General features: G+C 58.6%; 12 protein-coding genes. 9 read left to right on the plus strand and 3 right to left on the minus strand.

Annotated elements, in window-relative coordinates; genetic code table 11:
• Window positions 1-409 precede the first annotated feature (409 nt).
• Window positions 410-1,228 carry a shikimate 5-dehydrogenase gene (locus KW839_RS17970; RefSeq protein WP_218425070.1) on the minus strand — a complete coding sequence of 273 codons (819 nt, stop codon included), beginning with the start codon at window positions 1,226-1,228 and terminating at the stop codon, window positions 410-412.
• Between the two features lie 244 nt (window positions 1,229-1,472).
• On the opposite strand from KW839_RS17970, the gene KW839_RS17975 reads away from it, so the two are divergent.
• The 3 genes from KW839_RS17975 (at window position 1,473) to KW839_RS17985 (ending at window position 3,079) form a co-directional block, all read left to right on the plus strand.
• The gene (locus tag KW839_RS17975; protein ID WP_218425072.1) at window positions 1,473-1,850 is read left to right on the plus strand and encodes a hypothetical protein; all 378 of its coding nucleotides are present in this window, start codon (window positions 1,473-1,475) and stop codon (window positions 1,848-1,850) included.
• A 727-nt stretch (window positions 1,851-2,577) separates the two neighbouring features.
• Window positions 2,578-2,772 (plus strand): hypothetical protein, encoded by a 195-nt coding sequence (locus KW839_RS17980; protein ID WP_060541980.1) that lies wholly within the window; start codon window positions 2,578-2,580, stop codon window positions 2,770-2,772.
• A 115-nt stretch (window positions 2,773-2,887) separates the two neighbouring features.
• Window positions 2,888-3,079: a hypothetical protein gene (locus KW839_RS17985; RefSeq protein WP_060541982.1), complete on the plus strand. Its 192-nt coding sequence runs from the start codon at window positions 2,888-2,890 to the stop codon at window positions 3,077-3,079.
• Here the strand turns inward: KW839_RS17985 and KW839_RS17990 are convergent.
• Window positions 3,076-4,137: an AI-2E family transporter gene (locus KW839_RS17990; protein WP_060541979.1), complete on the minus strand. Its 1,062-nt coding sequence runs from the start codon at window positions 4,135-4,137 to the stop codon at window positions 3,076-3,078. The two genes, KW839_RS17985 and KW839_RS17990, sit on opposite strands and share 4 nt — an antisense overlap.
• Before the next feature lie 298 nt (window positions 4,138-4,435).
• Here KW839_RS17990 and KW839_RS17995 point away from each other — a divergent pair, with 298 nt between their 5' ends.
• The 6 genes from KW839_RS17995 (at window position 4,436) to ampC (ending at window position 13,760) form a co-directional block, all read left to right on the plus strand.
• Entirely contained in the window at window positions 4,436-8,221 is a 3,786-nt protein-coding gene (locus KW839_RS17995) for a response regulator (protein ID WP_218425074.1), read from the plus strand.
• 182 nt (window positions 8,222-8,403) lie between these two features.
• Window positions 8,404-9,528, plus strand: coding sequence for a two-component system response regulator (locus KW839_RS18000; RefSeq protein WP_256352720.1), 1,125 nt, complete (start codon window positions 8,404-8,406; stop codon window positions 9,526-9,528).
• 62 nt (window positions 9,529-9,590) lie between these two features.
• A complete protein-coding gene (locus tag KW839_RS18005) occupies window positions 9,591-11,000 on the plus strand; it encodes a GGDEF domain-containing protein (RefSeq protein ID WP_060541977.1) in 1,410 nt (469 codons plus the stop codon).
• 174 nt (window positions 11,001-11,174) lie between these two features.
• Window positions 11,175-12,044, plus strand: a complete 870-nt coding sequence (locus KW839_RS18010) for a winged helix-turn-helix domain-containing protein (RefSeq protein ID WP_218425077.1) — start codon at window positions 11,175-11,177, stop codon at window positions 12,042-12,044.
• A 130-nt stretch (window positions 12,045-12,174) separates the two neighbouring features.
• Window positions 12,175-12,537 (plus strand): hypothetical protein, encoded by a 363-nt coding sequence (locus KW839_RS18015; RefSeq protein ID WP_156465508.1) that lies wholly within the window; start codon window positions 12,175-12,177, stop codon window positions 12,535-12,537.
• Between the two features lie 65 nt (window positions 12,538-12,602).
• Window positions 12,603-13,760 (plus strand): class C beta-lactamase, encoded by a 1,158-nt coding sequence (ampC, locus tag KW839_RS18020; protein WP_218425078.1) that lies wholly within the window; start codon window positions 12,603-12,605, stop codon window positions 13,758-13,760.
• A gap of 57 nt (window positions 13,761-13,817) precedes the next feature.
• Here the strand turns inward: ampC and KW839_RS18025 are convergent, their stop codons facing one another.
• Complete coding sequence (locus KW839_RS18025; RefSeq protein ID WP_060541973.1) at window positions 13,818-14,369, minus strand: DUF4174 domain-containing protein; 552 nt, start codon at window positions 14,367-14,369, stop codon at window positions 13,818-13,820.
• Window positions 14,370-14,459: the final 90 nt, after the last annotated feature.

Raw genomic sequence — 14,459 nt, forward strand, 5'->3', positions numbered from 1 at the left:
GAGGCCTGTGGCCGCCACAGATCCCTTGTAGGAGCGAGCATGCTCGCGAAAAACCTGAGAACGCCGGGGGGTGTCAGGCTTCCCGCGTCAGCGTTCACGACCATCGCGAGCATGCTCGCTCCTACAGTTTGCTCTTCTGCGAATGCGAGGCCTGTGGCCGCCACAGATCCCTTGTAGGAGCGAGCATGCTCGCGAAAAACCTGAGAACGCCGGGGGGTGTCAGGCTTCCCGCGTCAGCGTTCACGACCATCGCGAGCATGCTCGCTCCTACAGAATGGGAGGAGTGTAACCGCCATAGAATCCTCCCACAGTTGACTTGGCTGGATCACAGATGTGCAATCCAGCCCGGAACTTGTGGGAGCGCGCTTGCCCGCGATGGCGTCGGCACGCTCAATAAGCCGCCAAGCCCTCAACCACGGGCAAACGCCACGGCTTTTTGGAACTGTTCGTCTGTCGGCCGCACGCCGGTGTAGAGCACAAACTGCTCAAGCGCCTGGATCGCGATCACTTCCAGCCCGGTGATCACCCGCTTGCCTGCGGCGCGAGCCTGCACGATCAGCGGTGTTTCCGAGGGGATCGCCACCACATCAAAGACAGTCTCGGCATGTGCGATTACGTCAGCCTCGAACGCCAACTGGCCGGCTTCCGGTCCGCCGTCCATGCCTACCGGGGTCACGTTGATCAGCATCTGCGGACGCTGCTCACCCAACTCGGCTTGCCACCGATACCCCAACGAGTCTGCCAGCGCCCGCCCGGCACCCTCGTTACGGGCCACGATCAGACCATTGCTGTAGCCGCCATCACGCAAGGCACTGGCCACCGCCTTGGCCATGCCACCACTGCCGCGCAGGGCAAAGGTCGAATCCTTGGGTACTTCATGGGTTTGCAGCAACTGCGCAACGGCGATGTAGTCAGTGTTGTAGGCCTTGAGATGGTCATCGGTATTGACGATGGTGTTGATCGACTGAATCGCCGCAGCCGATGCATCCAGCTCATCGACCAGGGCGATGCTGGCTTCCTTGAACGGCATCGACACGCCGCAGCCACGAATACGCAGGGCGCGGATACCGGCGACAGCACCCGGCAGGTCGTGGCTGGCGAACGCTTTGTAATAGAAGTTCAGGCCCAACTGCTCATACAGATGATTGTGGAAACGCAGGCCAAAGTTCCCGGGACGTGCCGACAGGGACATGCACAGCTGGGTGTCTTTGTTGGGGTTCATCTGCATGCAAAGCTCCTTCAAAAGCACTTTCGGATGGACGGGATTAGCCAGCCCATCGAGTTCTGTTCGATGATATTGACCTGCCTGTGCGAACCGGCACACACCGGTCAGAAAGTCGGTCCAGACCTTACACAAAATTTACCCAATGGCTGTGCTGAATTTCGAAAAAAAGCTGTCTTAGTAGTATCCCCGCGACATTCCTTGGGTCTGTTGCAGACACAAGCGCCGGGTCGCAGATCGAGGAACCATCATGATCAGTCGAATCCCCACTGTAGCCTTGCTGATCGGCGCACTCGCCGTCGCAGGACAGGCGCAAGCCCATGGCGGCGGTAATGATGCGGCGGTGTTCGGAGCGATCGTCGGTACTGCCATCGTTGGCTCAGCCCTGATCAACGCCAACCGGCCGGTCTATGTGGCGCCGCAGCCGGTCTACGCCCCACCGCCACAGGTCTACTACCAGCCTCCCCCACCGGTTTATTACCAGCCGGCACCGATCTACGTGCAACAACCGGTCTACTACGCTCCGCCGCCAATATATTACGGGCCACCCCGTGGTTATTACGGACCACCCAGAGGTTATTACGGCCCGCCCCGTGGTTACTATCGCGCCCATTACGGTCGCTGGTAACGCATCATCAAGCCCCGTGTTGAGAGCGTAATGCTGTTCACTTAAGCATGGTGTTGTTAAGAACTGGATTGGGGGGATATCCATTGCTGCGGTAACGGCCACCTATGGTTTCGCTCTTACAGCGAGTCACTTTTGGAAGAGCCCAAAAGTAACCAAAAGGCTCTTGCCCCACCACTCGGTGCCTCGCTTTGGCTTTGGCTTTTGATTTTCTTGCCCCCTCGAGAGGCCGAGTGGAGGTTCTGCGCAGTGGGCAACCCGGCATGGATGCCGGGTTAGCCGCGCTGGGCCAAGGATGGCCCATCGCGGCGGGCCCACGGAGCAGGACCGGAGCGAGGGCATGCCGAGCCTAGGCGAGGCACCGAACGTCAGGGGCAAGAGCCCTTGGTTACTTGGGGCTTTTCCAAGTGACTCGCTGTAAGAGCGAAACCATAGGTGGCCGTTACCGCAGAAATGGATATACACCTAATCCAAATATCCACCTGGAGCCCTCCAACCTAAAGTGAACAGCATTACGTGTTGAGAGCGGGGCTTTTATTCCCGTTCGTCGCCAGAAGTCTGGATCCATCTCGTCAAGGTCGCTATCGGGACAATGCCCGGGGTGCTGGTTGGCAAGAATAATTGATCACTCTTTTGGCCCGCGTCACAAACGGTCATATTAATGTCACAAAAGATCCGCAAGCTCGGATCTGTCCGTTGATAACAGGTCAATAAAAACAAGGACGACCCCATGCCAACCCAAAACCCGCACCGCAACGCCGGCCTGTGCACCTCCAGCAAGGTCTATGACACACTGACCGAACTCAAGCACCTGGAAGGCCATCGCAGCGCCAAATTTCTTTCGCTGCTGACGCAAAACCTGGTGCGCAAAGGCCTGCTCAACGAGCAGGAAGTGGTGCAAATGCTCGATCAGGTCGTCAACTGATCGACAGCCGGTCTTTTACCCTCACTGGCGTCAATGACCACTATTGAAAACGTTGATTTTCGGTGAGAGCGCCGGGGCCTTAAGGTAACTCCACAGATTGATGGAGGTACCTATGATGTCTCAAGTCCAGATCATGTCCGTTATCGGTAGCGCGGTTCCCGCACAACTCAGAAACCTGGGCATGCTCGCCTGCTGGTATCTGGTTCAGGATGGCGAGCCAATCAGTGGTCCGCTGACCTCGCTGCCCGCCGCCCGGGCACTGTCGCAACGCATTGGCACAGGCCAGTCCGGCAAACTCAGTGCTTAAGGCAACTGCACCCGCGGTTTGGTTTCGATGAAAATGGCCCAGCTCGACATGAACAGGGCCGCAATCAATGGGCCGATGACAAAGCCGTTGAGACCGAAAACCGCCAGGCCACCCAAGGTCGAGATCAAAATCATGTAGTCGGGCATCTTGGTGTCCTTGCCCACCAGGATCGGGCGCAGCAGGTTATCCACCAGGCCAATCACGAAGATCCCGAACAAGGTCAGCACGACCCCTTGCCAGATCGCCCCGCTCAGCAGGAAAAACGCCGCCACGGGTGCCCAGACGATCCCCGCACCCACCGCTGGCAGCAACGACAGGAACGCCATCAGTACCGCCCAGAGCAACACGCTGGGGATATCGAGCACCCAGAAAATCAGCCCGCCCAATGCACCCTGCGTGACAGCGACCAACAGGTTGCCCTTCACCGTGGCCCGCACCACCCGATTGAACTTGAGCTGCAGACGACGTTTCTGCTGATCTTCCAGTGGTACGGCGGCCCGCACCTTGCGCGCGAGCTCAGAGCCATCGCGCAGGAAGAAGAACAGCATGTAGAGCATGATGAAAAAGCTGACGATGAACTCGAATGTACCCTGGCCAAAACTGAACGCCCGGGAGGCCAGGACCTGCCCGCCGGTCATCGCGCTTTTGACGATTTTCTCCCGCAACCCATTCAGCTCACCTATGCCGAACCGGTCGAGCAAATTCTGGAAGTATGCCGGCAGGCTGTGCTTGAACTGCGCCACATAGCCGGCAATGTCCAGCTCGCCGCTCTCGATGCGCTTGTACAGCGCCGCGCCTTCCTGCACCAGCAAGGTGCTGATGGTAATCACCGGCAGGATTGCGATCACCAGACATATGCTCAGGGTGCACAGCGACGTCAGGTTGCGCTCCCAGCCGAATTTCAGCTGCAACCGATGCTGCAAGGGCGCAAAGAGAATGCCGAGAATGACCGCCCAGAACACCGCGCCGTAGAACGGCAGCAGAATCCAGACAAATGCAACGCTCACCAGTGTCAGCAATACCATCAATGATTTGTCTTGTAGCGTCTCTTTACTCATATCCGATCCATGTCAGTACACCCGGACGTAAAACGCAACGCCCTGATGCTTAGTCCGCCACGGTTCGCGCGAGTGCCATCCGTTTGTTCTTCAAGCATAGATTCAGATCAACACCGGCCTATAACGCCCCCGCCACCGCAGGCGCCGCATACAGGATGCACCACATATTTTTTCAGGGTTTTTCATCGAGTCGAATTGCCTGGACAGGATGTTTTTCACAGCACGGGCCTTGGCGCGGCGGTTTACTGCACATTCAAGCTGCCGATAAGTGTTCGGGGCGATTGTCGCGGGAGAGCCCATGAGCCTGGTACGTCTGAGCAAACTCATTTCAGTGGGGTTTGGCATGGCCTTGGTTGCCTGCCTGATGACCCTGGCGCTGGATGAATACTTTGGTGAGCAGGCTGCGCAAGCCACGGATCGACGTCACCAGACGATCGTTGGCGTCTCGCGGATGGCCACCCTCAACCGTGAAATGACGCACCTCGCCCGTCTTTATGTAGGCACCGGCGATGAATTGTTTCTGAGCCAATACAACGAAAAATGGCAGAAAGGCCGGACATTCCACGGCATCACTCTGGATTTGCGCGCGATTGGCCTGAACGACTCAGAGCAAAAACTGCTGGATTTGGTCGAGACCATGGATACCAGGCAGACGAGCATGGAACGCATGGCAATGAAACAGAGCTTTCACGGCACGAGGGGGCCGTCATTGCTTGCCAGCACCACTTACGTCAATTCCGAGTGGGGTTTTGCTGTCGCGCTGGATCAACTGACCAGCTCAATTACCCTGCGTTTCAATAGTGACTTCGTTGCGGCTCGCAAAAAAGCGCAGTGGGCCAGCCAAATCAATGTCCTGATGCAGTTGATTACCCTGGGGGCGGGTCTGCTGGCGTTTTTGGTCATCCTGCGTCGGCAGCTGGTGACTCCCCTGCTGAGTCTTGCCGAACGCATGCGCCGCCTGCACGCTGGTGAAGATCCTGGGCAGCCGGAGCAGCGAAAGGGGCTCGCTGAAGTCGTGACCCTGGCCGAGGCAATCGATGCCTATGTGGACGTCAATGAAAAACTGCGCCGACAGCACTGGGTAAAAGAACTCCTCGGCGAGCTGATGCAAGCGTTGCAGTTATGCACCAGTCGGGAGGCCTTTGCGGCGACGCTGCAGCACAAACTGGGTGAATGCCTGGGTTGCCGGACGACGTTGCTGTTCGACGCAGAACCCTCTGGGGCGCGTACGGGCCAAGTGCACTACAGTCTGCCACTGCTGCAGGAAGGCCAGCAGCTGGCCAGCCTTGAAATCGACTTCGCCAACCGCCCGGATCCCGCCCAGCTGAAGTTTCTCGACAGCTTGCCCAACCGACTCGGTACGCTCCTGAGCTTGCTGGATCAACGCATTCACAATCAGCAATTGTTGCAACAGGCTCACCTGCAGGCCCGGCAACTGGAATCCCAGGCGGTGAAACTGCAACAACGCCAGCAGTCCCTGGAAACCACCGAGAGCTGGTATCGCAGCATCGTCGAGTTTGCCCCCAAAGCGCTGCTGGTGTTCGACGAACAAGGGGTGATCCTGGCTAACCAGCAGAGCGAAGCGACCTTTGGTTATGCCCCCGGCAGCCTGCTTGGCTTGAGCTACCGGGCACTGGTACCGGACAGCCAGTTTGAAGTCATTGAACACCTGCTCGAACGTGTGCGGCAGAAAAAGACGCTCGGCACGCTCGAGCTGATTGCCCGTCGCGCTGACGGTAGCGAGTTCCCGGCCGAATTGCGCCTGTGTCTGCTGCCGGCGCGACAGAATCGAGGGCAATGTCTGTGCGTTGCGTTTCGCGATCTCAGCCAGCGCAAAGCTGAAGAGCGCAGGCTGCGTGAAGCACACGAACAGCAGGAGGCCATCGTTAACTCGGCGCCCTATGGCATTGCCCTGGTGCGAGGCATGCTCATCGCCCAGGCCAACTCGCGGCTGGACGAACTGCTCGGCTACGCCGTTGGCGAACAGCTTCAGCGCTCCCCGCTGATCTGGCTGGAGCACGTCATGCCGGCACAGATGATGATCTCGTTCGAGGCGCAGGTGCGCGAGACGTTGAACCGTGGCGACATCTTTCAGCAGCGTTTGCAACTTTGCCGCCAGGACTCCAGCCGTTTCTGGGCAAGCATGAGTGCAAGGGCCATCAGCCCCGGCGACCTGTCCCGTGGCTCGATCTGGATCATCGAAGATATTTCCGCCCAGCAAGCGGCGGCCCAAGAGATGCAGCAGGCGCGGCAGCTGGCCGAGGAAAGCGCTCGGACCAAAGCCGAATTCCTCGCCAACATGAGCCACGAGATCCGCACGCCGATGAACGCCATCATCGGCATGACCTACCTGACCCTGAAAACGCAGTTGAGCGAACGCCAGCGCGACTACCTGAACAAGGTACAAAGCTCCAGCCGGCATTTGCTCGGTGTCATTAACGACATTCTGGATTTCTCCAAGGCCGAGGCCGGAAAGCTGCAACTGGAGGCCCGCGATTTCAGCCTGGCCCGGTTGCTGGAAGAAGCGCTGGACCAGGTACGTCCGCGTATTGCCGATAAAGGCCTGGATATGCGGCTGCATGTCGACGCAGATGTGCCGGAACGGCTATGTGGCGATCCGCTGCGTTTGCGGCAAATACTGCTGAACTACCTTAGTAATGCGGTTAAATTCACCGAACGTGGGCAGATCCGGGTGCAGGTCAGCCTGCGTCAGGCCGGCCCGGGTGACGCCTTGCTTTGCTTCAGTGTCACCGACAGCGGCATAGGGCTCTGTGCCGAGCAATTGCCACACATATTCCAGAGCTTTGTGCAGGCTGATACCTCCACCACAAGGCGCTTTGGCGGCACGGGGCTCGGGCTGGCAATCGCCAGACAACTGGCCGAACTGATGGATGGCCAAGTGGGTGTGCAGAGCGTGCCGGGTGAAGGAAGCACCTTCTGGTTTGAGGTTCGCCTGCTGCTGGCCGGCGACACGTTCATTGAAGGCTCGTATGCCACAGACCCTCTCAAAGATTGGCGAGTGACCGAGGGGACTCGTGTTTTGCTGGTCGAGGACAACAAATTGAACCAGCAGGTGGCCGCCGAAATCCTGCAGGCGGCAGGTTGTCAGGTAGATATCGCGGCTGATGGCAGTCAGGCGTTGAACCTGTTGGCCGGCGAGCGCTATGACCTGGTGTTCATGGATATGCAGATGCCGGTGCTCGATGGCCTGGCCGCCACCCGCCTGCTGCGTCAGCTGCCCGGGCTCGGCACACTGCCCGTCATCGCGATGACCGCCAATGCCGGCAAAGATGATCATGACGCCTGTCTGGCCGCGGGCATGAATGACTTTATCAGCAAGCCCTTCGAGCCGCAGACGCTCTATGCGGTGTTGCGGCGCTGGCAAACCGGGCCACAGGCCCGAGACAAGCTCTCCCTGGAGGTGGATGCTCCAACACAGGTGCACCGCGCGCATGCGTGCCTGGAACTCGAAGGTGTAGACATGGACGCCGGACTGCGCCGGACAATGGGTCGGCATAACCTGTATACGGACTTGCTGCGCAGCTACCTGACAGACCAGAGCGACTTGCTCGAACAACTGGGCGCGGCCCTTGCGGCGGGCGAACGGGATAGAGCCGAACTGTTGGCCCATAGCTGCAAAGGCGCGTCAGCGACCATCGGTGCTGATGCCGTCGCGCAAGCGGCCAATCAACTGGAGCAGTCACTGCGCGCAAAGAGTCCGCAGGAAGAGCTGCAAACCTGTCTGCAGGCGTTGTCTGAACCCTTGATGGCTGTGCTGGAGCAACTGCAGGAGAAACTTCCCGGTGAAGTGGAGACTGCACCGATAGTCGTGGATTTTGTCGAGTTGCAACGCATCTGCCGACAACTCGACGAGTTGCTGGGCGATTTCGATGCGCAGGCCGTGCCCTGTTTTTCCTCCCATGCCGCCTTGCTGCGGGACGCGTTCGCAAAACACTACCAGCCCCTGGAAAGCGCTGTGCAGCGTTTCGATTTCGAGCAGGCGCAGGTTTGTCTCAACGAGGCCCTGCTGGCCTGTGGAACGGGTGCGATAAACAGTGAAAGTATCGCTGTTCAGAAGTTTTAAGCGTTTTTCACAACCCGGCCATCAGGCTCCAGCCCATTTCAGAGCAGATTCATGGAGGGCATGCGTTACTGCAGTCAGTTGGCAGAGGCGATGTCCGTTGATCTTTGCGTCGCGTTCACGCAGCAGCTATTGCCCCCGCTGCTTTACTGACACATCTGTGACCTCGTCACGAGGAAGTCCAGTTGAACAGTTCGATCCATACACCCACCGTGCTGGTGGTCGACGATATGCCGGCCAACCTGCGGCTGATCAGTGAGATGCTAAGTGAGCTTTATCACGTCAAGATCGCCATCAGCGGTGCCCAGGCCCTGCAGGTCGTACAACGCACGATCCCTGATCTGATACTGCTGGATGTGATGATGCCCGACATGGATGGCCATGAAGTCTGTCGTAGACTCAAGGCTGATCCGAACACACGTGAAGTACCGGTCCTGTTTCTAAGCGCCAGGAATCACCACGAAGATGAGTGCCTGGGTTTCGAGCTCGGCGCCACCGACTACCTGTTCAAACCGATCAACCCGCCTATCCTGCTGGCGCGGGTGCAGACACAGTTGCGCCTGAAGGCGACAACGGACCTGTTGCGTTCGCACAATGCCTATCTCGATGAGCAAGTGATGGCGCGAACCCGGGAGCTGCAAGCCACCCATGACGTGACCATCCTGGCCCTCGCCTCGCTGGCCGAGACTCGGGACAACGAGACCGGCAACCACCTGCGCCGCACGCAGCATTACGTGCGGATACTGGCGCAAGAACTGCGCGATCACCCGCGATTCAGTGCACATCTTGATGACGAGAGCATTGAACTGATGTTCAAGTCGGCGCCACTGCACGATATCGGCAAGGTCGGGATTGCCGACCATATCCTGCTCAAGCCGGGGCGCTTCGAGCCAGCCGAATACGAGATCATGAAGAGCCACGCCCGGTTGGGTTATCAGGCCCTGGTCCATGCCGAGGAGCTGTTGGGCGCGCAAGTGCCTTTTCTGCGAATCGCCAAGGAGATCGCCCTGTGCCACCACGAAAAGTGGGACGGCAGCGGCTACCCCAGTGGCCTTGCCGGTGATGCCATTCCCGTCAGCGCCCGCCTGATGGCGGTCGCCGATGTCTACGACGCGGTCATCAGTCGACGGGTCTACAAATCGCAAATGAGCCACCAGACCGCAGCGGCGATCATCCGCGACGGGGCCGGGCAACATTTTGATCCGGAGGTGGTAGCAGCCTTCATCACCCTGGAAAAACAGTTTGAGCAGATTGCCGAACGCTATGCCGACACCACTGACGAGGAGCCCCTTGAGGACAAGGCCGGCTAACGGCGGGTGAGTGACGGCAGAGTCAAGACAGCGGTGTCAGCAATCAGACCGGAGTAAAGATCATGAGTTGGGTCGTCAAGCACGCGCAGGTGATCAAGCGTATTTGCTGGATAACAGTGGCCGTTCTATCGATACTTACCGTGGTTGCCGTGGTCGATCGCTATCAACGCCAACAAATCATGCTGCTGGAGAGCCAGCAGGCACTGTTGGCTCAACGAAGCGCCAGGGGTTACTCCGACCTGCTGAGCAATCTGCAGACCCACAAGTTGCAACAATCACTGCTGCTGGCAAATCCGCCTCCGCAGGGATGCCTGTCAGACGAGTTCATTGCCGGGCAGCAGCGATTCAATAAGACCCAGGCGGCGGATGTCGACGGGCTGTCACAACACACTTTGCGAGTACCGATTCACCAACTGGCACCTTTACCCAAGCCGCACGCGCCACGCATGAAAGTCAGCGGGGGCAGTTTGCACATGACCAGCGGACAACTCCTGGGCTATACCTGCGATAAGCGTTACGCAGTGATACAGCAAACGCAGACCCGCTTGAACCCACCTCCGCTGCTGCAGCCTCTGGCGTTGGGATCGGCGGTTTCCGAAGGGCTTGTCGTGCATGTTGCGTTGAACCAGGGTATGGGGCCAACCTTGTACTTCGACATTCGTTTCAACGCCGGCAAAGCAATCTATTTACCTGTCACCGGCACTGGCTGGCCGACCTCGCTGCCTGACCAGGTGCAAGGCGAAGAGCGCTTCTTGCGGCAATATGCGAATCTGCACCGAGAACTGCAAATGCGCATCTACAGTGAACCGCTGGCGCCGAATTTCCTCTCGCAGTTCCTCATTCTGAACGGCCAATGGTTGTTGCTGGCGGCCGGAGTAGTTGTCTGTCTGCTGCTGATCAACTGGCTGGTGGCGCACCTGATCGATGCCATTGTGGTGCAACATCGTGAAGCCTCCCACGACTTTCTCACCGGCCTGTACAACCGGCGGGCGGCGATGGCGCTGGCTGAAACCGAATTGGCACGCGCCACGCGCAAGCCCGGGCCGTTGTGTGTATTGATGATGGACATCGACCACTTCAAACAGGTCAACGATACCTACGGCCACGACGGCGGAGACCAAGTGCTGAAGTTTTTCGCGCAGTTGCTCCGTGAAACGGTGCGGCAACCGGATCTGGTCGCCCGCATCGGCGGTGAGGAATTTCTCGTGGTGTTGCCCGACACCGACCTGAGCGGCGCGCAACAGATGGCCCGGCGTCTGCTGCAAGTGCTGCGCAGCTCGACGGTGGACTATAACGGCAAGTGCTTCGGCATCACCTGCAGCATAGGTGTAAGCGCCTGGCATGGTCACGGGGATAGCCTTCAGAACTTGCTGGTGCGCGCCGACAAACTGCTTTATCAAGCCAAGCAGCAAGGCCGTGACCGCTATATCAGCGAGCCCCTGGCGGATTCTGCGCAGGTTGCGTACGTCTGAACGCGAGCCTCGATGGTGCTCGTATCCCGGACTGCTTCAATGATCACCACCCTGCAGCAGCGATTTGCACACCCGATCAACCGATATGTTGGCTAAAGCTGGGAATGGACGCTTAACTCTAGAGGTCGGCGACACACACCCGACCTGCCTTCCTGCCACATACGAAAGGGTGCCATGGGCCAACTGCTGATTGATGAACACTTGGTGTTCGACGAGAGTAACTTCCTGTTGTTTCGCGTGGACGCCACGGATGAGGAGCCTTTGCGCCTGGGGGCAATTGCCAGTCGATGCCTGGCCATGATTCTCAGGTCCGAGGGCGCTGTGGTGCGCAAGCGTGAACTGATGGCCGGGGCATGGGGGCAATACGGCCTGGAAGTGACCGACAACAGCCTGGCCCAGGTTGTCCGGCAGTTGCGCGTGGCGCTTGAGAAACTGCAACCGGATCGGGAGTTCATCCAGACCTTGCCTCGTATAGGTTACAAGCTCGCCGATGGCGTGCGGGTCGATGAGTTGACCACAGCGCAAAAAACGGCGGCTGGCGCCGGCAGTGAAGTACCCCACCCTGAAGCGCTTACTGTATTGCCCATGGCTGAGGCCCAAGACGAAGAAGTCGGGCATCCATCACTCATCAACATTCCAGCTTCGGAGCAACCTGCGCCAACGCAGCAACCGGTGCTTGCGACAGCGCGTCCAAGGCGATGGTATCTGTGGCTGGCCTTACCCCTTTGGGCAATCGGTGCCTTCATGCTAGGCAAAATCTGGCTGGCACCTTCGCAAGAAGTGGTGCTGCCAACGTTCAACGCTCCCGTCACCATTGATGATGTGCAGGTGCATCTGCCAGCTCAAGAAGTGCCGCCGCTGGAGGCTGCAGAGCTGGAACCGATGGTCCGGCACAGTCGAAAACTGGCGGGGCTGCTTGGTGTTGCGACGCAAAATCTGCATTTGTACCTGTTGCCGTCCCGTCGTGGTGCAGATCAGATTCTCTGCGACGGTGAGATGGAAGCGTCCAGCAGTCGCTGCATTGGGGTACAACAACATGACTAGACGCGCGGAAAATGCAGCCTGGTGCCTGGCCTTCGTGCTGGCTGGTCTATTGGGAGTGGGACTGGCACACCTCGTTGGAAGGCAAACCTCCGGCCCGGACCTTTGGTGCAACGGAGAAGGGGCTCACCAGGTGTCGTCGCAACAGCGTCCTGCGTGGATGACCACACGCTATCGACTGGACCTGAGGCCCACCGGCGTCAGTCATATGCGCCTGGTGGCGCAACTGATCGATGCCGACTCAGGGGCTGAACTCGGCACTATCCGTCGCAACAGTGCCTTTCGCGTGCAACAACAGGGGCACCGCTTGCAGCTCAATGTCGAGAGTAGCGCCAGAGGCGAAGCGGACAGTACGGCGCCTGAATTGTCGGGCACACTGGGCATGTTCATTTTCCGCTCGGACGGTAGCCTGAGTTACTGGATGCGGCCGTTGTCCGCGACCCGTTACCTGTTCGATGATGGTAACGACATGTTTGTTCTGTGCAGTAAGCGATGACGTCGTTTGTCGATCATCAGTAAATTGTCTAGATTTGGCTCCTCTGAAATCATGGAGCAAAGCCAATGACGGGCAAAATCAGACTCTCCACAATCACTCGCCTGGCGGCTGGCATCGCGCTGATTGGGGCAACCCATTGTTTCGCCGAGCAACCGATAGAGACCCTGGTGAACGACGCGGTACGCCCGGTCATGCGCGACCATGGCATCGCCGGGATGGCGGTGGCTGTCACCCTGCACGGCAAAGCGCTTTATTTCAATTATGGAGTGGCCTCCCGGGAAACCGGCAAGCCTGTCACGCCATACACCCTGTTCGAGATCGGCTCGGTCAGCAAAACATTCACCGCCACCCTCGCCGCCTACGCCCAGGCCAGCGGCAAGCTGTCATTGTCCGATAAAGCCAGCCAGGTACTGCCGGCCTTGCGCGGCAGTGCATTCGACAACATCAGTGTGTTGCAACTGGGCACCTACAGCGCCGGTGGCCTGCCGCTGCAATTCCCCCAGGATGCCGATGCGCCGGACAAGATGTTCGGCTACTACAAACAGTGGAAGCCGCTCTACCCCGCCGGCAGCCATCGCCAATACTCAAACCCCAGCCTCGGCCTGTTCGGTTATCTTGCCGCGCAAAGCATGGGGCAACCGTTTGATGCGCTGATGGAAAACACCCTGCTGCCCAAACTCGGTTTGCAGCACACTTTCCTCAAGGTGCCGCAGGCGCAGATGGCGCTCTACGCCCAGGGCTACAACAAGGATGACAAACCGGTACGAGTCGGGCCGGGGGCACTGGATGCCGAGGCTTACGGGATCAAAACCAGTGCGGCGGACTTGATTCGCTATGTCGAAGCAAACATGCATCCGGCGAACCTGGAAATACCCATGCAGCGAGCCATCGAACTGACCCGCAACGGTTATTACACCGTCGGTGACATGACTCAGGGACTGGGTTGGGAGCTGTATCACTATCCGGTAACACTGGATCGGTTATTGGCTGGCAACTCGACGCAGATGGCCATGGAGGCGCACAAGGTTCAGTGGCTGAACCCGCCACAAGCGCAAGCGGACAATGTGCTGATCAACAAAACCGGATCGACGGGTGGATTCGGGGCTTACGTCGCATTTGTGCCGTCCAGGGACATTGGTATCGTGATCCTGGCCAACAAGAACTATCCCATTGCAGAGCGGATCAGGATTGCTCACACCCTGTTGACTGCGCTGGGCGACTGATCTTTTTCAAGACCAGATCCGCCAGCGCCTTTCTCACCAGCAAAATTCCATGTCGGATCAATCATCCGGCATTTGCGGCGGCTTGGCGGTCTTGGTCGCTTTGCCGTTTTTTGCGCCCTTGGTACCCTTGGCCGGTTCGGCCTCGGCGGGCGGTGTCACCACCGGTGGCGGCACGGCTTCTTTTTCCGCCGCCGGTAACTGATCGACAGTGCTGAAAATTTCCGTCAGTTCGATTGCGCCGGAATGATCCAGTTTCTTCTCGCCATCCTTGCCCACCAGAATGACTTTGGTCTGCGCACCTGCTCCCAGCTTCAGGGCACGGATCAGTGCCATCGTCGTCTGCGGGTCGAGGTCTTTACCGTCACGCTGGCCCATCGTGTTGATCACCGAATACAGCACCAGCTTGCGTTCGGAGAATCCCTGCTTGTTCGCAGGCTCCTCCAATGCCTTTTTAAGGCTGACCCAGGTCGGATCCACCGTGCTGGGTGCGATGACAATCAGGGAGCGGTTCCTGCCCTTTTCGATATCCAGTGGTGAATCGCCATCGGCGGCGAACAAGGTGCCGGTAAACGCCAGTAAAGTAGCCAGGGTCAGTGACCTGATGAGCATGCGCATCTCCTTTTGATATCCACGCTCTAATGATTGCGCATCGCGGCGATTGTTCCAGGTGACATACCGCAATTTGTGCTGCGTCTTGCC

Origin of the sequence: Pseudomonas sp. PDM31 (assembly GCF_019218965.1) — a bacterium.
GTDB lineage: Bacteria > Pseudomonadota > Gammaproteobacteria > Pseudomonadales > Pseudomonadaceae > Aquipseudomonas.